Below are 17,795 nucleotides of genomic sequence, written 5' to 3'. Positions count from 1 at the left end.
AGCGTTTACTGCGTTTAACTGCTGGCAATAAGCTTGTTTTTTTTGCATGCAGCCCCCATCTTGGTTTCAAGTTTATTTTTCAACTGTCATAGAGGCGAAATCATGAAGACAACCATTGAATTGCCTCTCCTGCCGTTGCGTGATGTCGTCGTCTATCCGCACATGGTTATCCCGCTGTTCGTGGGGCGCGAGAAGTCTATCGAAGCCCTCGAGGCCGCGATGACGGGCGACAAGCAGATCCTGCTGTTGGCCCAGAGAAATCCTGCTGATGATGATCCAGGCGAAGATGCCCTGTATCGCGTGGGCACCATTGCTACCGTGCTGCAATTGCTCAAGCTGCCTGATGGCACTGTCAAGGTGCTGGTGGAAGGTGAGCAACGGGGTGCGGTCGAACGCTTCATGGAGGTGGACGGCCACCTGCGCGCCGAAGTCGCGCTGATCGACGAAGTCGAAGCCCCTGAGCGTGAGTCGGAAGTTTTTGTACGCAGCCTGCTCTCGCAATTCGAGCAGTATGTGCAGTTGGGCAAGAAAGTCCCGGCTGAAGTCCTGTCTTCCCTCAACAGCATTGATGAGCCAAGCCGCCTGGTCGACACCATGGCCGCGCACATGGCGCTGAAAATCGAGCAGAAGCAAGACATCCTCGAAATCATCGACCTGTCGGCCCGTGTTGAGCATGTGCTAGCGCTGCTGGATGGCGAAATCGACCTGTTGCAGGTTGAGAAACGCATCCGTGGCCGTGTGAAGAAACAAATGGAGCGCAGCCAGCGCGAGTACTACCTGAATGAGCAGATGAAGGCCATCCAGAAAGAACTCGGCGACAGCGAGGAAGGCCACAACGAAATCGAAGAGCTGAAAAAGCGCATCGATGCCGCCGGCCTGCCGAAAGACGCCCTGACCAAGGCCAACGCCGAGCTGAACAAGCTCAAGCAAATGTCGCCGATGTCGGCTGAAGCCACCGTGGTGCGCTCCTACATCGACTGGCTGGTGCAGGTGCCGTGGAAGGCCCAGACCAAAGTGCGCCTGGACCTGGCTCGCGCTGAGGATATCCTCGACGCCGATCACTACGGCCTCGAAGAAGTCAAAGAACGCATCCTCGAATACCTCGCCGTGCAAAAGCGCGTGAAGAAAATTCGTGGGCCGGTGTTGTGCCTGGTGGGGCCGCCTGGCGTGGGTAAAACCTCGCTGGCTGAGTCGATTGCCAATGCCACCAACCGTAAATTCGTGCGCATGGCCCTCGGCGGTGTGCGCGATGAAGCGGAAATTCGTGGTCATCGCCGGACTTACATCGGTTCGATGCCAGGAAGATTGATTCAAAAGATGACGAAAGTGGGTGTGCGCAACCCGCTGTTCCTGCTCGATGAAATCGACAAAATGGGCAGCGACATGCGTGGCGATCCGGCATCGGCCCTGCTCGAAGTGCTCGACCCGGAACAGAACCACAATTTCAACGACCATTACCTGGAAGTCGATTACGACCTGTCCGACGTAATGTTCCTGTGCACCTCCAACTCCATGAACATCCCGCCAGCGTTGCTGGACCGGATGGAAGTGATTCGTCTGCCGGGCTACACCGAAGACGAGAAGATCAACATCGCGGTCAAATACCTCGCGCCCAAGCAGATTTCGGCCAACGGCCTGAAGAAGGGCGAGATCGAGTTCGAGCTCGAAACGATCCGCGACATCGTGCGTTATTACACCCGCGAGGCCGGTGTACGGGGCCTGGAGCGCCAGATCGCGAAAATCTGCCGCAAAGCGGTCAAGGAACATGCGCTGGAAAAACGCTTCTCGGTGAAGGTCACCGCCGACTCCCTGGAGCATTTCCTGGGCGTGCGTAAATTCAGTTACGGCCTGGCCGAGCAACAGGATCAGGTAGGGCAGGTCACTGGCCTGGCGTGGACCCAAGTGGGCGGCGAGTTGCTGACCATCGAAGCTGCGGTGATCCCGGGCAAAGGCCAACTGATCAAGACCGGTTCCCTGGGTGACGTGATGGTCGAGTCCATCACTGCTGCGCAGACCGTGGTGCGCAGCCGCGCCAAGAGCCTGGGGATCCCCCTGGACTTCCATGAGAAGCACGACACGCACATCCACATGCCGGAAGGGGCGACCCCGAAGGACGGCCCTAGCGCAGGCGTAGGGATGTGCACGGCCCTGGTGTCGGCATTGACTGGCATTCCGGTGCGTGCCGATGTCGCTATGACCGGGGAAATTACCCTGCGTGGTCAAGTACTGGCTATCGGTGGTCTGAAGGAGAAATTGCTCGCCGCACACCGGGGTGGCATCAAGACCGTGATCATTCCTGAAGAGAATGTTCGCGACTTGAAAGAAATTCCTGACAATATCAAGCAGGATCTTCAGATTAAACCGGTTAAATGGATTGACGAGGTCCTGCAAATTGCGCTGCAATACGCGCCGGAGCCCTTGCCGGATGTGGCTCCGGAGATTGTCGCGAAGGATGAAAAACGCGAGTCAGATTCCAAGGAAAGAATTAGCACGCATTAATGCGATTAAGCCGGGTGGCTTCCTTGACAGCTTTTTAGAGCCCTTGTTATAAAGCGGCTCTTAAGTGTCTGTAGGCCATTCAGCACTGGCTTTTGTTTTTACCAAAAAACTTAGAATCATACTCAATAGAAATATAAGGGGACTTAGAGTGAACAAGTCGGAACTGATTGATGCTATCGCTGCATCCGCTGATATCCCGAAAGCTGCTGCTGGCCGTGCGCTGGATGCAGTAATCGAATCCGTCACTGGCGCTCTGAAGGCCGGCGACTCCGTGGTCCTGGTAGGCTTCGGTACTTTCTCTGTGACTGACCGCCCAGCTCGCACTGGCCGTAACCCACAGACTGGCAAAGCACTGCAAATCGCTGCTGCCAAGAAACCAGGTTTCAAAGCCGGTAAAGCCCTGAAAGAAGCCGTTAACTAAGCTTCGCTCAAGCCTTACCTACCCGGGTCGGACGCAGGTCTGGCCTGGCAGCGGAGCGGCAGCTGACCTACGTATCCATTGGGTCGCTACGCCGGGGGTGTGGGTTCAAACCCCCGTCCGCTCCGCCAGTTACGAGAAGGCGCATCCTCGGATGCGCCTTTCTTCTATCCGGACTCTACCCACGCTCCACGGTTGCCTATTTTTGAAGTTCAACCGTTTCTGGGGGACGCATGCTGCAAAATATCAGGGACAATTCACAAGGCTGGATTGCCAAGACCATTATCGGGATCATCGTCGCATTGATGGCGTTCACCGGTATCGAAGCCATTTTCCAGGCTTCGGGTAACAGTAAACAGGACGTGGCCAAGGTCAACGGTGAAGAGATCACCCAGACCGAGCTGAGCCAAGCCGTCGACATGCAACGTCGCCAGCTGATGCAACAGCTGGGCAAGGATTTCGATGCTTCGCTGCTGGACGAAAAACTGCTGCGCGAGGCGGCCCTCAAGGGTCTGATCGATCGCAAGCTGCTGCTGCAAGGTGCGGCCGATTCCAAGTTTGGCTTCTCTGAAGCTGCGCTGGACCAGGTGATCCTGCAGACGCCGGAGTTCCAGGTGGACGGCAAGTTCAGCGCCGAACGCTTTGACCAGGTGATTCGTCAACTGGGCTACAGCCGTATGCAATTCCGTCAGATGCTGACCCAGGAAATGCTCATCGGTCAGGTTCGCGCAGGTATCGCCGGCAGTGGTTTCGTCACCGACGCCGAAGTGCTGGCATTCGCCCGTCTGGAAAAACAGACCCGCGATTTCGCCACCGTCAACATCAAGGCCAACCCTGCCGCGGTGAAACTCACCGACGACGAGGTCAAGGCTTACTACGACCAGCACGCCAAAGAGTTCATGACCCCTGATCAAGTGGTTATCGACTACCTGGAATTGAAGAAGTCGTCCTTCTTCGACCAGGTCAGCGTCAAGGACGATGAGCTGCAGGCTGCCTATCAGAAAGAAACCGCCAACCTCGCTGAACAGCGTCGTGCAGCGCACATCCTGATTGAAGTCAACGACAAGGTCACCGACGCACAAGCCAAGGCCAAGATCGAAGAGATCCAGGCCCGCCTGGCCAAGGGTGAGAAGTTCGAAGCCCTGGCCAAGGAGTTCTCCCAGGATCCAGGTTCGGCCAACAGTGGCGGCGATCTGGGCTTTGCCGGCCCAGGCGTTTACGACCCGGACTTCGAAACCGCGTTGTACGCGTTGAACAAGGACCAGGTCTCGGCGCCAGTGCGCAGTACCTTCGGTTGGCACTTGATCAAGCTGTTGGGCGTTGAGGCACCGCAAGTGCCGACGTTTGCCAGCCTGAAAGACAAGTTGACCAAAGAGCTCAAGGCCCAGCAAGTCGAGCAGCGTTTTGTCGAAGCGACCAAGCAATTGGAAGATGCGGCATTTGAAGCGTCCGACCTGGCCCAGCCGGCGTCCGACCTGAAGCTGACCGTGCATACCTCCGCGCCGTTTGGCCGTGAAGGTGGCGAAGGTGTTGCGGCCAACCGTGCCGTGGTCACTGCTGCGTTCAGCCCGGAAGTACTGGATGAGGGTGCCAACAGCACCGCCATCGAGCTGGACCCGGAAACCATCATCGTGCTGCGTGCCAAGGAGCATCTGAAGCCTGCGCAACTGCCGCTGGAAAGCGTCAATGCCGCGATTCGTACGCAGATGGCCAAGGAACGCGCCAGCGCGGCTGCCAAGACCCACGCTGACGAGTTGATCGCCAGCCTGCGTGATGGCAAGACACCGCTGAACCAGCCGGTCGACGGCCAGGCCTGGAAGGTCACTGAAGCGGCTACCCGTAGCCAGGAAGCGATCGACCCTGCGGTGTTGCAAGCCCTGTTCCGCATGCCCAAGCCTGCGGCCAAGGACAAGCCGACCTTCACCACCGTGACCCTGGCTGACGGCAGCCTGGTGATCGTGCGCTTGAACGGCGTCAACGAAGCCGCTGCACCAACGGATGAAGAAAAGGCGCAATACCGCCGCTTCCTCGCTTCCCGTGTCGGGCAGCAGGACTTCGCGGCGTACCGCAAGCAGTTGGAAACCAAGGCTGACATCAAGAAGTACTGATGTCGGTTTGAACAAGAAGCCCCCGGCCTGAAAAGTCCGGGGGTTTTTTTATGTGCGCTAGACTGGGCATTCACTGTCGCGGACCAAGGAGTTTTCAGCGTGTTCGATCAAGGAAGTGAGGGGGTGGTGATCCGCCGGGCCAGTGTGGCGGATGCCCCGGCGGTTTTGCAGGTGTTCGACGAAGTGATTGCCTGGTTCGTGTCCATCGGCAATAACGGTCAATGGGGAACCGAGCCTTGGTCGGCCTCGCCGCGGCGGGTTGCGCAAGTAACCGATGCCTGCGCGATGCCGGGTGCGTGGGTGGTAGAGGAACGCGGCGGCCGGGTCCTGGCCGCACTCGTGTTGGGCGAGCCCATGGCTTATGTGCCCGCAGCGACAGAGCCGGAGGTCTATGTGCGGCTGCTGATCGCTGCGCGGGATCAGCGTGTACGGGGTATCGGTCGGCGCCTCATGGCCTTCGCCGACGACCGTGCCCGTGCTGCGGGAGTGAGGCGTTTGCGTGTGGACTGCTACGGCGGTGGGACCGGCGACCTGGTGCGGTTTTATGAGTCCTGTGGCTATGAGCGCATTTCAACGTTCGACCTGGAGGGATGGCCGGGCCAGTTGTTGGGGCGCAGCCTGTAGAGCGCCGGCCAGGGCCAGCAGCATCAGCAGCACAACCGCCCACGGAAATGCGCCGACACCCCACCCCTGGAGCAACACGCCGCCTGCCAAACCGCCGCTCGCGATGCCCAGGTTCCAAACGGTCACCAGCATCGACTGCGCGGCATCCGCCGACTCGCCCGCCGACTTGGCCAGCGCTGTTTGCAGGAGCGCGGGCAGTCCGCCGAAGGCCAGGCCCTATAGCGCGACGGCGGTGTAGATGACCGCTGGCAGGTCAATCCAGAACGCCAGCGCAAAGGCGATCAGGCCAAACAGCGCGCAACTGATCAGCAACAGTGCGCGCAACCACCGATCAATCAATACGCCGGCCAGCCAGATGCTCAATAATGCGGCGAGGCCGAACACCAGCAGCAGCCGATCGATATCCGCAACAATTCCCGCCGGTACCAACAGCGGGGCGATATAGGTATAGAGAATGTTATGGGCCAGCACGTAGGTGAAGGTCACCCACAGCACCGGACGAATGCCCGGCAATGTCAGCACTTGATGCAGCCCCAAACGTTTTCCGCCGCGTTCGCCGGCAAAATCCGGAAGCTGCCAGCGCGCCCAGATCAGTAGCACCAGGGTCAGCCCGGTCATGATCGCAAAACTCAGGCGCCAGCCAACCGCGGCGCCCAGAAAGGTGCCGGCGGGTACACCCAATGACAGCGCCAACGGGGCGCCCAGCATTGCCACCGCAATCGCCCGGCCCTGCAGATGTGGCGCAACCATTCTGCTGGCATAACCCGCCAGTAACGCCCAGAGCAGCCCGGCGAATACGCCGGCGAAGAAGCGCGCCACCAAGGTCAGCCCATAGTGGCTGGAAAGGGCGGTCACGCTGTTGACCAGCGCAAAGCCACCAATGGCCACCAGCAACAAGGGCCGCCGTCGCCAGCCTCGCGTCAACAGCGTCAACGGGATGGCCGCCAGCAGTGACCCCAGGGCGTAAAGCGTAACCAATTGGCCAACCAGCGCGGGCGAAACGCCCAGGCCTTCGCCCATCTGCGGCAGGAGCCCGGCAGGCATGGCTTCGGTGAGGATGGTGATAAAGCCGGCACTGGCCAGGGCCAGCAAGCCTGCCATCGGCAGTGTTTCAGGCCGGGTTGTGACGGGGGAATCGGTGAGGGAGGTCATCGCGCTCTGTCCATGCAAAAGGTCGAGCACGCAGAGTAGGGGGCTGTGGTCGGCGGAAAAACAGGCTAAGGTTCCGAACTTATCGGACCTTAGTGTCCGCAATCTTCAAAGGCCCATCATGGACAGTCTTGGCAGACTCTCGGTATTCGTGCAGGTGGCGGAGACTCGCAGTTTCACCGCCGCCGGGCGTGCGCTGGGGGTGTCGTCTTCGGCCGTAGGCAAAAGCATCGCGCGGATGGAAGAGCGCTTGGGTGTGCGGCTGTTTCACCGCAGCACCCGCAGCATCACCTTGACCAGCGAGGGCGCGCTGTTCCTTGAGCGTTCGCGGCGTATCCTTGCCGAAGTCGAGGCCGCTGAGCGCGAGCTGACCGAAGCCAGCGCCACGCCTCGGGGCAAGCTGCGCATCAGCGTGCCGCAAGTGCGCGGTTTGTTGATGCCGGTGCTCAGCGATTTTATGCGGGCCTACCCGGATATCGAGCTGGATGTGGATTTTTCCGACCGCATGGTGGACGTGATCGAGGAAGGTTTCGACGCGGTTATTCGCACTGGCAAACCGGAAGATTCGCGCCTGATGGCCCGTCATCTGGGGCATTACCAATTGGTGCTGGTCGGTACACCGGCTTATTTTCGCCAGCATGGCACGCCGAAAGAGCCGCAGCAGTTGAGCGAGCATGCCTGCCTGCGCCACAAGTTCTGTACCACAGGCAAACTGGAACCTTGGCCGCTGCGCATCGCCCCCGGCGCCTCGGAACCCTTTTTACGCGCGCCTCTGGTCAGTACCACCATCGAGTCCCTCAACCATGTGGTGCACGAAGGGTTGGGTATCGCTTGCCTGCCGGACTATATGGTCAACCGCGCTGTGCGCGAGGGGCGCCTGCAAAGGGTACTGGATGACTACCTTGAACACCGGGGCAGTTTCTGGATGTTGTGGCCATCAAGTCGCCATGCGTCGGTTAAATTGCGCGTATTTGTTGATCACATGTGCGCCGGGCTTTTTCCTACAGGTGGCGTCTCATAGGGCTGTGACGTTTTACCGACAGGAATGCGCGCGCCAAGGCCTCGTTCTGTTGCACAATACGGCCCTGACTGTTTTCCTCGGGATTTTCAATGTCGACATCATTTTACTTGCGTGGCCTTGGGGTGGCGCTGGTGTTGGCGGGCGCCGCGGGCTGCTCGTCACCCAAGACCGCTATCTATGAACATGAGAGCTTCGACGACTCCGGCACGTTTTCACGGGATTACCCGGTCAGTGATGTCGCCGCGTGCGAAGCTGCGCGGCGTGCCCTGCTGAGCCAGGGCTACATCATCACCAGTAACGATTCGAAAGTGGTCGTGGGTAACAAGAGCTTTCAGCAGACGGGCGAGAGCCACCTGCAGATCAGCTTCAACGTGGTGTGTGCCGATGATGGCAAAGGCACCAACCATTCAACGATGTTTGCCAACGCCTTGCAGGATCGCTACGCGCTGAAGAAGGTCAACAACTCCGCGAGTGTGGGGGTGGGTGTGCTGGGGTCCGTGTCGATGCCAATCGGCTCTACCGATGACTCGATGGTGAAGGTGGCCAGTGAGACCGTGTCCGCGCCGAAGTTCTATGATCGTTACTTTGCGCTGGTGGATGTGTTCCTGCCGCAAGAGGTGAAGAAGGCCGAGAATATCCCTGAGAAGCCGAAGGCTGACCTGGGGGTGCCGGAACCTAAAGCCGCCCCGGCTGCCGAGAAGGTCGAGCCGCCGAAGGACGCGCCTGCCGCTTCACAACCCGTCACGCCGCCTGCCGAGGCCGCGCCGATTGCCCCGCAAGCAGAGCCTGCACCGGCTGCCACCAACCCGGAGTTGCCTGCGCCGACCGAAGCGATTCCGCCCCTGCCGACGCCTGCACAGTAACTCAGACCGCTACGGGGTTCGTCTTGTCGACGTTGATCCCGTAGCGGCTGATTGCCTCACTGACTTTATCGCGACCGATCACACCGTCATCCGCCAGCGCCTTCAAGGCCGCCAGCACGATGAAGTGCCGGTCCACTTCGAAAAATGCCCGCAGGGTTTCTCGGGTATCCGATTGCCCGAAGCCATCCGTACCCAGTGCCACAAAGCGCCGGCCAGGTACGAAAGGGCGGATCTGATCGGCGAATAGCTTCATGTAGTCCGTCGCCACCACCACGGGTCCCGTTTCACCGGCCAGGCATTGCTCCACATAACTTGGCCGTGGCTCGCTCTCCGGGTGCAGCAGGTTCCAGCGCTCGGCCTCATGGCCATCGCGACGCAATTCGGTAAGGCTGGTTGCGCTCCACACGTTGCTTTGCACGCCAAAGTCTTTCTCCAGCAATTCAGCCGCCGCCATGACTTCCCGCAGGATTGAGCCACTGCCCATCAGTTGCACCTGGGCCTGCTCGCAGGCATTCAGTCGGTACATACCCTTGAGAATTCCATCTTCCACGCCATCAGGCATCGCCGGGTGCGGGTAGTTTTCGTTGAGCAGGGTGATGTAGTAGTAAATGTCCTCTTGGTCGACATACATCCGCCGCATGCCTTCGCGAATGATCACCGCCAGCTCGTAGGCAAACGTCGGGTCGTAAGACACACAGCACGGAATCACCGACGACAGGATATGGCTGTGCCCATCGTCATGTTGCAAGCCTTCGCCCATCAGCGTGGTGCGGCCGGCCGTGGCGCCGAGCAGGAAGCCGCGCGCCCTTGCATCGCCTGCCGCCCAGGCAAGGTCACCGACGCGCTGGAAGCCGAACATGGAGTAGAAAATATAGAACGGAACGGTCATCAGGCCGTGGTTGCTGTAGGACGTACTCGCCGCGATCCATGAGGAAATGGCGCCGGATTCATTCAGGCCTTCCTGCATGATCTGTCCGTCCTTGCTCTCCTTGTAGTAGCTCAGTTGCCCGGCGTCCTGTGGGGTATAGAGCTGGCCGACGGCGGAATGGATACCGATCTGACGGAACAGGCTTTCCATGCCGAAGGTGCGCGATTCATCTGGCACGATGGGCACGATCAGTTTGCCCAGGTGCGGGTCCTTGAGCAGGGTGCCAAGGATGCGCACGAAGGCCATGGTAGTGGAGATCGCGCGTTCGCCGGTGTCTTTAAGCTGGGTGGCAAAGGCGCTCAGTTCAGGGATTTGCAACGATTCGACCGCACTGTGTCGCGCCGGTACGTAGCCGCCGAGGGCCTGGCGGCGTGCAGCGAAGTAGCGGGCTTCTTCGCTATCCGCGGCAGGCTTGATGTATGGGATTTCGGCGAGTTGGTCGTCGGCCACTTCCAGGCCGAAGCGGTCGCGGAAGGCTCTTACAGCGTCGGCGCCCATTTTCTTGAGTTGGTGGTTGATGTTCTGGCCTTCGCCAGCTTCGCCCATGCCAAAGCCCTTGACGGTTTTCGCCAGGATCACGGTAGGTCGGCCGTTGTGGCGCACGGCGGCGGCGTAGGCGTTGTAGACCTTGTCCGGGTCATGCCCGCCCCGTGAGAGTTTCCAGATATCGTCGTCGGACATGTCCGCAACCAACGCCAGCAATTCCGGATATTTGCCGAAGAAATGTTCGCGCACATAAGCGCCGTTCTGGGACTTGTAGTTCTGATAGTCGCCGTCCACGCATTCCATCATGCGTTGGCGCAGGAGGCCGCTTTGGTCTTTTTCCAGCAGCGCGTCCCAGCCACCGCCCCAGATCACTTTGATCACGTTCCAGCCAGCGGCGCGGTACAGGCTTTCGAACTCCTGGATCACCTTGGCGTTGCCGCGCACGGGGCCGTCCAGGCGTTGCAGGTTGCAGTTGACCACGAAGATCAGGTTGTCGAGTTTCTCGCGACCCGCCAGGGAGATGGCGGCCAGGGATTCCGGCTGGTCCATTTCGCCATCACCGAGGAAGGCCCAGACTTTGCGCCCTTGGTGCTGCTTGAGGCCGCGCAATTCCAGATAGCGCATAAAGCGCGCCTGGTAAGCGGCGGTGATCGGGCCGAGGCCCATGGACACGGTGGGGAATTGCCAGAAGTCCGGCATCAGCCGTGGGTGCGGATAGGACGAAATGCCCTCGCCACCGGCCTCGCGGCGGAAGTTGTCGAGTTGCGCTTCGCTGATGCGGCCTTCCAGGTAGGCGCGGCCGTAAATGCCAGGGGAGGAGTGGCCCTGGATGTACACCAGGTCGCCGTCAAAGGTATCGGTGCGCCCACGGAAGAAGTGATCGAAGCCTACGTCATACAGCACAGCAGCTGACGCATAGGTCGCAATATGCCCACCAACGCCGGAGTGTTTGCCTGCACGCAATACCATCGCCATGGCGTTCCAGCGAATAAACGCATTGGTCCGGCGTTCGATGGCCAGGTTGCCAGGGTAGGGCAGTTGGCGGTCCACCGGGATGGTGTTGACGTAGGGGGTGGTCACCCGCCCATAGAAGTCGCCATGCCGCGCCACGTCGAAATCCAGCAACTGATCGATCAAGTAGTGCGCGCGCGGTCGGCCTTCGGTGGACAACACCGATTCGATGGACTCCAGCCACTCGCGGGTTTCCTGTGGATCGTCGTCGCGTCTGACTGCGTTGTTCGGGGTCATGTGGAGCTCCAGGGTAGGCGGAATTCAAGTGGCGGGCTCTTTGTGGGAGTGCCGTCAATGTAATTGCAATTGCAACTATATAGCCGAATCTAGCGCGGGATGAGCTACTATTGCAACCTTCTTGAAATCCCTCGGATGGTGTTGCATGTCGTCGAAAGAGCCTGATGTATGGTTCCGTTTTGTCAGGGCCCACAGGACGGTCATCCGTGAAATCGAACGCCGCCTGGCCGAGGCGAACCTGCCGCCCTATGCCTGGTACGACGCATTGTGGGGCCTGGAAAGCGGCCCCGATGGCACCCGCCGCATGCACGAGCTGGCGGATGTGCTGGCCATCGAGCGCTACAACCTCACGCGCCTGGTCGACCGCCTGGAAAAGGATGGCCTGGTCGTGCGTTCGCGCTCCGATGGCGACGGCCGCGCGGCGTTTGCCTCGATCACCGATGCCGGCCGGGTGTTGCGTAAAAAAATGTGGAAGATCTACGAAAGCACGGTGGATGAGTTGTTCCTGTCGCAGATCGAACCGGAGCAGCGCCAGGGGTTTGCGGATGCGTTGGAGCGCACGGCGGGGCTGGCGATGGAGGCCGGGGTACAGACCCGCAGCCGGCGCAAAACCTGAAACTCAGTGGAGATCCAATGTGGGAGCAGGCAAGCCAGCTCCCACAGTTGACGGCGTTCCAATTCATTTGAGCGGGTACCGGGCCATCGCTGTTTCCACCTGCTGAAGATCAATACGCCCCTCATCCGCCAGCGCCCTGAGCGCCATCACCACAATCCAATACCGACTCGGCGCCCCGGCCTGCACCGACCCGGCCCCCAGCGCCACAAACCGCGCATCCGTATGAGCGGCCAACTGATCGACAATCGCCTGCGGATATCCGGTGACAGCAATCACCGGCGCCGCAGTTGCGGCCAGGCATTCACGCAGATGGCAACTGCGCTTGGGCGCTGTGGGGTGCAGCCGATTCCAGCGTTCAGCCGCTGCAGCCTCACGCGCCAGTCGCGTGTAACTGGGGCAACTCCACACCTGCGCCGTGATGTCCCAGTCCTGCTTCAATAACCGTGCGGCATGCAGCACGTCTTCCAGTGCCCGGCCCGCACCGAGCAAACGTACGTCGCCCGTGTGGTCACGCTTGATCGGGTACATGCCCTTGAGCGCGTCCTCGCGATCCTGCCCGCTCAGCACCCCTGCGCTTTGCTGATCATGTAACGCCAGGTAATAAAACCCCGGTTCACCGTCGACATACAGCGTGTGCAAGCCTGCCAGCACAATCGCCCGGGCTTCTTCACCGGAAGCCGGGTCGTACGGCGTGCAACGTGGATGGGTAGCGAGCCACAGCGGCAGGGAAGGTTGTGCACCTTTGGGCCAGGGCGAAGGCTGGTTTTCGATGTCGTTGCACAGGATGCCGCGTTGCTGGGTCACGTCCGCCAGCGCACTCAACTGTGCCGATGATTGCGCACTGTGCAGGTACAGCAAGGGTTTTTCGACGGTATTGCGCGCAAACCAGCTGGGCCAGTTCCCCACGCGCCGGGAGCGTGACTGGCAGCGAATCACCCACGCCTGTCGGCTGGATTCGAGCGTGTTGGCCATGGTCATCACGGTGTACAGCGGTGAGTTGGGAGCGTCTTCTGCGGCGCTCAAAACGTCGATGCAGCGTTGCGCGCAGTCAAGGGTGGAGGTGGGCATGGGCGAGTCACCTGGTCACGGATGCGCCTACCCTAATCGAATCCATTATGTGATTGCAATTGCAATGATTGCAATCGCACCTCAAGTCCTGGCGGCTAAATCCATAAAGCGCTGCTACGTTTAATCCTGGAGTGCAGGAACGTCATGGCGCAGACATTTTTTCGTCATCACGGCACTTTAGGCTGTTGATGAATGTCATTTGTTTGCAACCGCTGTTAATTCAAAAAAGGAGTCCCCCATGGACGATTACCAGGAAGAGCTGCTCGAGTACCAGGCCTTTGAATGGGACCCGCTGGAACCCGCAGACGATGCAACCGAGCTGTAAGACCGACTTCAGGCGGAATGCCGCTGACTGCGGCGAAATTCCCCTGGGGTCTGGTTGTTCCACCGCCTGAACGCCCGCTGGAAGGCTTGGGCGGAGGCAAAACCGAGCAAGTAGGCGATCTCGCCGAACGCCAGTTCCGTATCGCGAATATAGGTCATGGCCAGGTCGCGGCGGGTATCGTTGAGAATGGCGCGGAACTGAGTGCCTTCTTCGGCCAGTTTGCGGCGTAGCGTCCAGGTCGGCAGCTTCAAGCGTGCCGCCACTTCTTCCAGGTCGGGTTCCCGGCCGCCATTGAGCATCGGCCCGAGCAACCGGGTAATGCGCTCGCGCAGGCTGCGGGTGCGGGTCAATTGCTCCAACTCTCTCTCACAAAGTTGTAACAACAGGTTCCAGGTACTTGGGCAGTGCTGCGGGTTGCGCAGGGCCAGGGTTTGCTGGTTGAGGCGCAATTGGTTGGCCTCGGCGCTGAAGTGAATGTCTCCGAGCGCGTTGTACTGATCGGCATACACCGGTGTTTCAAATTCGATGTCGATGCGTTGTGCCTGCACCCGGTGTTGGGCCAGGCTCGACAATTGATGCAGCCAGCCGGCGATGATCGAGTCGACCACAAAGCGGTTGAAGGCGTTGTAGGGGCTGATGGAGTAGAAGCGGAGCCAGGCGCCTTCGGCATCTTCGACAAAACTCGACTGCCCGCGATAATTGGAGCCGTACAGTGCTTCGAAACGAGTCAATGTGCGCGCAGCCTCGCGTACGTTGGGCGCCTGGGCGGCGGTGACGCCCGCGAGCCCTGCCTGGCTCAGGCGGCTGAACTGGCCCATGCGCAAACCCAGGCCCGGGTCGCCGGTGAGCTGGATGGCCGCATGGCCAAGGCGCATGTAACGCGGGATCGACAAGCGTGCACCGGCCTCGGCGAGGCGCGCCGGGTCGAGGCCGTATTGCAGCAGCAGCGGCTGCGGGTCCTGGCCGTGGCTGTGGATGGCATCCGCCAGGGTGTGCACGAAGCCCACCGACAGGTCCCCCAGCCGTACGGGCTTCACAGCCAGATATTCAACAAGCGCGCACCACGGGCGTCGCTATCTGCGCTGATTTGCCCGTTGCTGCTGAGGAAGCTATGCCCAGCGGTGCCCAGGTCCCAGAATTGTCCACGCAGGAACACGCTCATGCCGGCGCTTGCCTGACTGACGGGGGGCTGGCTGATCAGCGTGAGACGGCGCCAGGCTTCGCCTTCACTGAGTTCTTCGGGCTTGAGGCTGATTTCAGTCGGGGTGGACACGCTTTTGAAACCGCGCCATGGGCCGTCCCAGGTGTCACGTCCCAGCACAAAGGCCGGCACTGCGATCAACTGCGCGCCGTGTTCGTTGAGTTTGCGGTAGTTTTCCGGGTACCAGCTGTCGCTGCCCACCAGCACGCCCAGGCGACCGGCCGGGGTGTCGACCACGCTGACGACGTTTTCATCACCGGGTTCGATAAAGCCACGTTCATTGTAGATCGGGTAGAGCTGACGCTGCGGCTCGCCGACGGGCAAACCGTCGGCGCTGAAGACCACGCTGGCGTTATACAGCGCACCATGGCCGACCTGCAGCTGTCCCTGACTGACGCTTGGGTTGGGCAGGGTGATGGAGCCGGCCACCAAGGTCACGCCAAACTCCTTGGCCAGGCCGCCAAACAACACCTGATAGTCCCGCGCCATGCCATCGGCTTTCATGCGCAGGTAGGCGTCGTCGGTGCGGTTGTCGCCCGTGGCGCTGATCCACGCGCGCGCAAACATCAGTGGGTTGCTGACCGACAGCCAATTCATCGCATCTTTCGCGTGGAGAGCCTGGTAGACCTCGTTCTTCTCGCCTATGAGCATCAGCCAGGTGCCAATATGTTCGGGCAGTACCACGATGGTCTTGTCGTTGATCAGCCCTTGGTCGCGGGCTTTTTGCAGGTAGGCCGACAGCTTCAGGTGCAGGCGTTCCAGGCTCTGGTAGTCGGCCGGAAACAGCTCCGGCTGGATGCCCAGCAAGTTGCCACGGTCAGCCGGCAGGCCTTCGTTGACGGCAAGGGTGATGCGCAGGTCCGACAGGTAATGCGCCACGGGGCGCTCCTGGGTCCAGACCAGATACGCGGCGACGGCGGCAACCAGGGCCATGGTGACGGTAAAAGCGAGAAGTTTACGCATGGGGCAACAGACAACAGACCGTGTGCAGGGTTCGCCGACTAGGGTAGGGCCCATGGACCGGCTTGCCAAGGGGCGCTGTGCATTTGGATCAATAACTTGTCAGTTTCAGTCATTGAGCGGTAGTCCGCCGGCTCTTAGTCTGTGGGACATAAACCGATGGCGGGCCGCATGAGCCTGTCACGCCCCCGTGATGATCCGTTGTGGAGCTTGACCATGACCGCTGTTGCCTACCCGCATCTGCTGGCCCCGTTGGACCTGGGTTTTACCACCTTGCGCAACCGTACCCTGATGGGCTCGATGCACACGGGCCTTGAAGAAAAGCCCGGCGGCTTCGAACGCATGGCCGCCTATTTTGCAGAGCGCGCCCGTGGCGGCGTTGGCCTGATGGTCACTGGCGGCATTGGCCCGAATGACGAGGGCGGGGTGTACGCCGGCGCGGCCAAGCTGACCACCGACGAAGAAGCGCAAAAACACAAGATCGTGACCAAAGCCGTGCATGAGGCGGGCGGCAAGATCTGCATGCAGATCCTCCATGCCGGTCGTTATGCCTACAGCCCTAAACAAGTTGCACCGAGCGCGATCCAGGCGCCGATCAACCCGTTCAAGCCCAAGGAGCTGGACGAAGAAGGCATCGAAAAGCAGATCCAGGATTTTGTCACCTGTTCGTTGCTGGCCCAGGTCGCCGAGTACGACGGTGTGGAAATCATGGGGTCCGAAGGCTACTTCATTAACCAGTTCCTCGCCGCCCACACCAACCATCGCACCGACCGCTGGGGCGGTAGCTACGAAAACCGCATGCGCCTGGCGGTGGATATCGTGCGCCGTGTGCGTGAGGCCGTGGGCCCGAATTTCATCATTATCTTCCGCCTGTCGATGCTCGATCTGGTGGAGGGCGGCAGCACCTGGGAAGAAATCGTGCAGTTGGCCAAGGCCATCGAAGGCGCCGGTGCGACCCTTATCAACACCGGGATTGGCTGGCACGAAGCGCGTATCCCGACCATCGCCACCAAGGTGCCGCGCGGCGCGTTCAGCAAAGTCACCGCCAAACTGCGCGGTGCGGTGCAGATTCCGCTGATTACTACCAACCGCATCAACACCCCGGAAATCGCCGAGCAGATCCTCGCCGAGGGCGATGCCGACATGGTGTCCATGGCACGCCCATTCCTGGCCGACCCGGAATTCGTCAACAAGGCTGCCGCTGGCCGTGCCGATGAAATCAACACCTGTATCGGCTGCAATCAGGCCTGCCTGGATCACACCTTCGGCGGCAAGCTGACCACCTGTTTGGTCAACCCGCGCGCGTGCTATGAGACTGAGCTCAACTACCTGCCCGTGAAGCAAATCAAGAAGATCGCCGTGGTGGGTGCCGGTCCTGCCGGTCTGGCGGCGGCAACGGTGGCTGCGGAGCGCGGCCATCAGGTGACGCTGTTTGACTCCGCCAGCGAGATCGGCGGCCAGTTCAATATCGCCAAGCGCGTGCCGGGCAAGGAGGAGTTCTTCGAAACCCTGCGCTACTTCAAGCGCAAATTGCAGACCACCCACGTGGAGCTTTGCCTCAATACCCGTGTGGACGTGGCGCAACTGGCGGCGGGTGGTTATGACGAGATCATCCTGGCCACCGGCATCGCGCCGCGTACCCCGGCGATCCCGGGGGTCGAGAGTGCCAAGGTGCTGAGCTACTTGGATGTGATCCTCGAACGCAAACCGGTAGGCAAGCGCGTAGCGGTGATCGGCGCCGGTGGTATCGGTTTCGATGTCTCGGAATTCCTCGTGCACCAAGGTGTGTCCACCAGCCTGGACCGCGAAGCGTTCTGGAAAGAGTGGGGCATCGACACCCAGCTGCAAGCCCGCGGTGGTGTTGCCGGTATCAAACCGCAACCCCATGCGCCGGCGCGTGAAGTGTTCTTGCTGCAACGCAAGACTTCCAAGGTGGGCGACGGCCTGGGCAAGACTACCGGCTGGATCCACCGTACCGGTTTGAAGAGCAAGCAGGTGCAGATGCTCAACAGCGTCGAGTATTTGAAAATCGACGATGAAGGCCTGCATATCCGCATTGGCGCCGAGGGTGAACCCCAAGTGCTGGCGGTGGACAATATCGTCATCTGCGCCGGCCAGGACCCGCTGCGCGAACTGCAGGACGGCCTGGTCGCGGCGGGCCAGACCGTGCACCTGATCGGCGGCGCCGATGTGGCGGCCGAGCTGGATGCCAAGCGCGCTATCAATCAGGGTTCACGCCTCGCTGCCGAACTGTAAGAACCCAAACGGGGCGGTGTTAGAC

12 protein-coding genes and 1 pseudogene are annotated in these 17,795 nt (G+C 60.5%); 8 read left to right on the top strand and 5 right to left on the bottom strand.

Annotated elements, in window-relative coordinates; genetic code table 11:
• The first annotated feature begins 102 nt into the window (after positions 1 to 102).
• The 4 genes from lon (at position 103) to HU722_RS18470 (ending at position 5,649) form a co-directional block, all read left to right on the top strand.
• Entirely contained in the window at positions 103 to 2,499 is a 2,397-nt protein-coding gene (lon, locus tag HU722_RS18485; RefSeq protein WP_065890721.1) for an endopeptidase La, read from the top strand.
• Between the two features lie 148 nt (positions 2,500 to 2,647).
• Complete coding sequence (locus HU722_RS18480) at positions 2,648 to 2,920, top strand: HU family DNA-binding protein (RefSeq protein WP_003174819.1); 273 nt, start codon at positions 2,648 to 2,650, stop codon at positions 2,918 to 2,920.
• Positions 2,921 to 3,150: 230 nt separating this feature from the next.
• The gene (locus HU722_RS18475; protein ID WP_065890722.1) at positions 3,151 to 5,025 is read left to right on the top strand and encodes a SurA N-terminal domain-containing protein; all 1,875 of its coding nucleotides are present in this window, start codon (positions 3,151 to 3,153) and stop codon (positions 5,023 to 5,025) included.
• 99 nt (positions 5,026 to 5,124) lie between these two features.
• The gene (locus tag HU722_RS18470; protein ID WP_065876005.1) at positions 5,125 to 5,649 is read left to right on the top strand and encodes a GNAT family N-acetyltransferase; all 525 of its coding nucleotides are present in this window, start codon (positions 5,125 to 5,127) and stop codon (positions 5,647 to 5,649) included.
• Here the strand turns inward: HU722_RS18470 and HU722_RS18465 are convergent.
• Positions 5,596 to 6,801: pseudogene (locus tag HU722_RS18465) on the bottom strand (MFS transporter). The gene HU722_RS18470 and the pseudogene HU722_RS18465 overlap by 54 nt on opposite strands.
• Positions 6,802 to 6,919: 118 nt before the next feature.
• Between HU722_RS18465 and HU722_RS18460 the strand changes: the two are divergent.
• Together HU722_RS18460 and HU722_RS18455 are read left to right on the top strand one after the other, a co-directional pair.
• Entirely contained in the window at positions 6,920 to 7,819 is a 900-nt protein-coding gene (locus HU722_RS18460) for a LysR family transcriptional regulator (protein WP_065876007.1), read from the top strand.
• A gap of 89 nt (positions 7,820 to 7,908) precedes the next feature.
• Positions 7,909 to 8,682 (top strand): DUF2242 domain-containing protein, encoded by a 774-nt coding sequence (locus HU722_RS18455; protein ID WP_065876008.1) that lies wholly within the window; start codon positions 7,909 to 7,911, stop codon positions 8,680 to 8,682.
• Position 8,683: 1 nt separating this feature from the next.
• Here the strand turns inward: HU722_RS18455 and aceE are convergent, their stop codons facing one another.
• Positions 8,684 to 11,344, bottom strand: a complete 2,661-nt coding sequence (aceE, locus tag HU722_RS18450) for a pyruvate dehydrogenase (acetyl-transferring), homodimeric type (RefSeq protein WP_065880966.1) — start codon at positions 11,342 to 11,344, stop codon at positions 8,684 to 8,686.
• 145 nt (positions 11,345 to 11,489) lie between these two features.
• Here aceE and HU722_RS18445 point away from each other — a divergent pair, with 145 nt between their 5' ends.
• The gene (locus HU722_RS18445) at positions 11,490 to 11,960 is read left to right on the top strand and encodes a MarR family winged helix-turn-helix transcriptional regulator (protein WP_065876010.1); all 471 of its coding nucleotides are present in this window, start codon (positions 11,490 to 11,492) and stop codon (positions 11,958 to 11,960) included.
• Between the two features lie 63 nt (positions 11,961 to 12,023).
• Here the strand turns inward: HU722_RS18445 and HU722_RS18440 are convergent, their stop codons facing one another.
• The 3 genes from HU722_RS18440 to HU722_RS18430 all read right to left on the bottom strand — a co-directional run bounded on the left by HU722_RS18440 (position 12,024) and on the right by HU722_RS18430 (position 15,517).
• Entirely contained in the window at positions 12,024 to 13,028 is a 1,005-nt protein-coding gene (locus HU722_RS18440) for a transketolase-like TK C-terminal-containing protein (protein ID WP_186752814.1), read from the bottom strand.
• Between the two features lie 333 nt (positions 13,029 to 13,361).
• Complete coding sequence (locus HU722_RS18435) at positions 13,362 to 14,390, bottom strand: AraC family transcriptional regulator (protein ID WP_065890724.1); 1,029 nt, start codon at positions 14,388 to 14,390, stop codon at positions 13,362 to 13,364.
• Entirely contained in the window at positions 14,387 to 15,517 is a 1,131-nt protein-coding gene (locus tag HU722_RS18430) for a carbon-nitrogen hydrolase family protein (RefSeq protein ID WP_065890725.1), read from the bottom strand. Before HU722_RS18430 ends, HU722_RS18435 begins: the two co-directional genes overlap by 4 nt.
• A 213-nt stretch (positions 15,518 to 15,730) precedes the next feature.
• On the opposite strand from HU722_RS18430, the gene HU722_RS18425 reads away from it, so the two are divergent.
• Positions 15,731 to 17,770: an NADPH-dependent 2,4-dienoyl-CoA reductase gene (locus tag HU722_RS18425; RefSeq protein WP_065890831.1), complete on the top strand. Its 2,040-nt coding sequence runs from the start codon at positions 15,731 to 15,733 to the stop codon at positions 17,768 to 17,770.
• Positions 17,771 to 17,795: the final 25 nt, after the last annotated feature.

The sequence above is a fragment of the Pseudomonas tritici genome (assembly GCF_014268275.3).
GTDB classification, from domain to species: Bacteria; Pseudomonadota; Gammaproteobacteria; order Pseudomonadales; family Pseudomonadaceae; genus Aquipseudomonas; species Aquipseudomonas tritici.
This window is presented reverse-complemented; position numbering and strand designations above follow the sequence as displayed.

Excerpts from the sequence above, each read along its gene's own strand:
- HU722_RS18425 (WP_065890831.1), top strand. The coding sequence starts at position 15,731 with ATGACCGCTGTTGCCTACCCGCATCTGCTGGCCCCGTTGGACCTGGGT.
- aceE (WP_065880966.1), bottom strand. The coding sequence starts at position 11,344 with ATGACCCCGAACAACGCAGTCAGACGCGACGACGATCCACAGGAAACC.
- HU722_RS18430 (WP_065890725.1), bottom strand. The coding sequence starts at position 15,517 with ATGCGTAAACTTCTCGCTTTTACCGTCACCATGGCCCTGGTTGCCGCC.
- HU722_RS18475 (WP_065890722.1), top strand. The coding sequence starts at position 3,151 with ATGCTGCAAAATATCAGGGACAATTCACAAGGCTGGATTGCCAAGACC.
- HU722_RS18460 (WP_065876007.1), top strand. The coding sequence starts at position 6,920 with ATGGACAGTCTTGGCAGACTCTCGGTATTCGTGCAGGTGGCGGAGACT.
- lon (WP_065890721.1), top strand. The coding sequence starts at position 103 with ATGAAGACAACCATTGAATTGCCTCTCCTGCCGTTGCGTGATGTCGTC.
- HU722_RS18440 (WP_186752814.1), bottom strand. The coding sequence starts at position 13,028 with ATGCCCACCTCCACCCTTGACTGCGCGCAACGCTGCATCGACGTTTTG.
- HU722_RS18455 (WP_065876008.1), top strand. The coding sequence starts at position 7,909 with ATGTCGACATCATTTTACTTGCGTGGCCTTGGGGTGGCGCTGGTGTTG.
- HU722_RS18445 (WP_065876010.1), top strand. The coding sequence starts at position 11,490 with ATGTCGTCGAAAGAGCCTGATGTATGGTTCCGTTTTGTCAGGGCCCAC.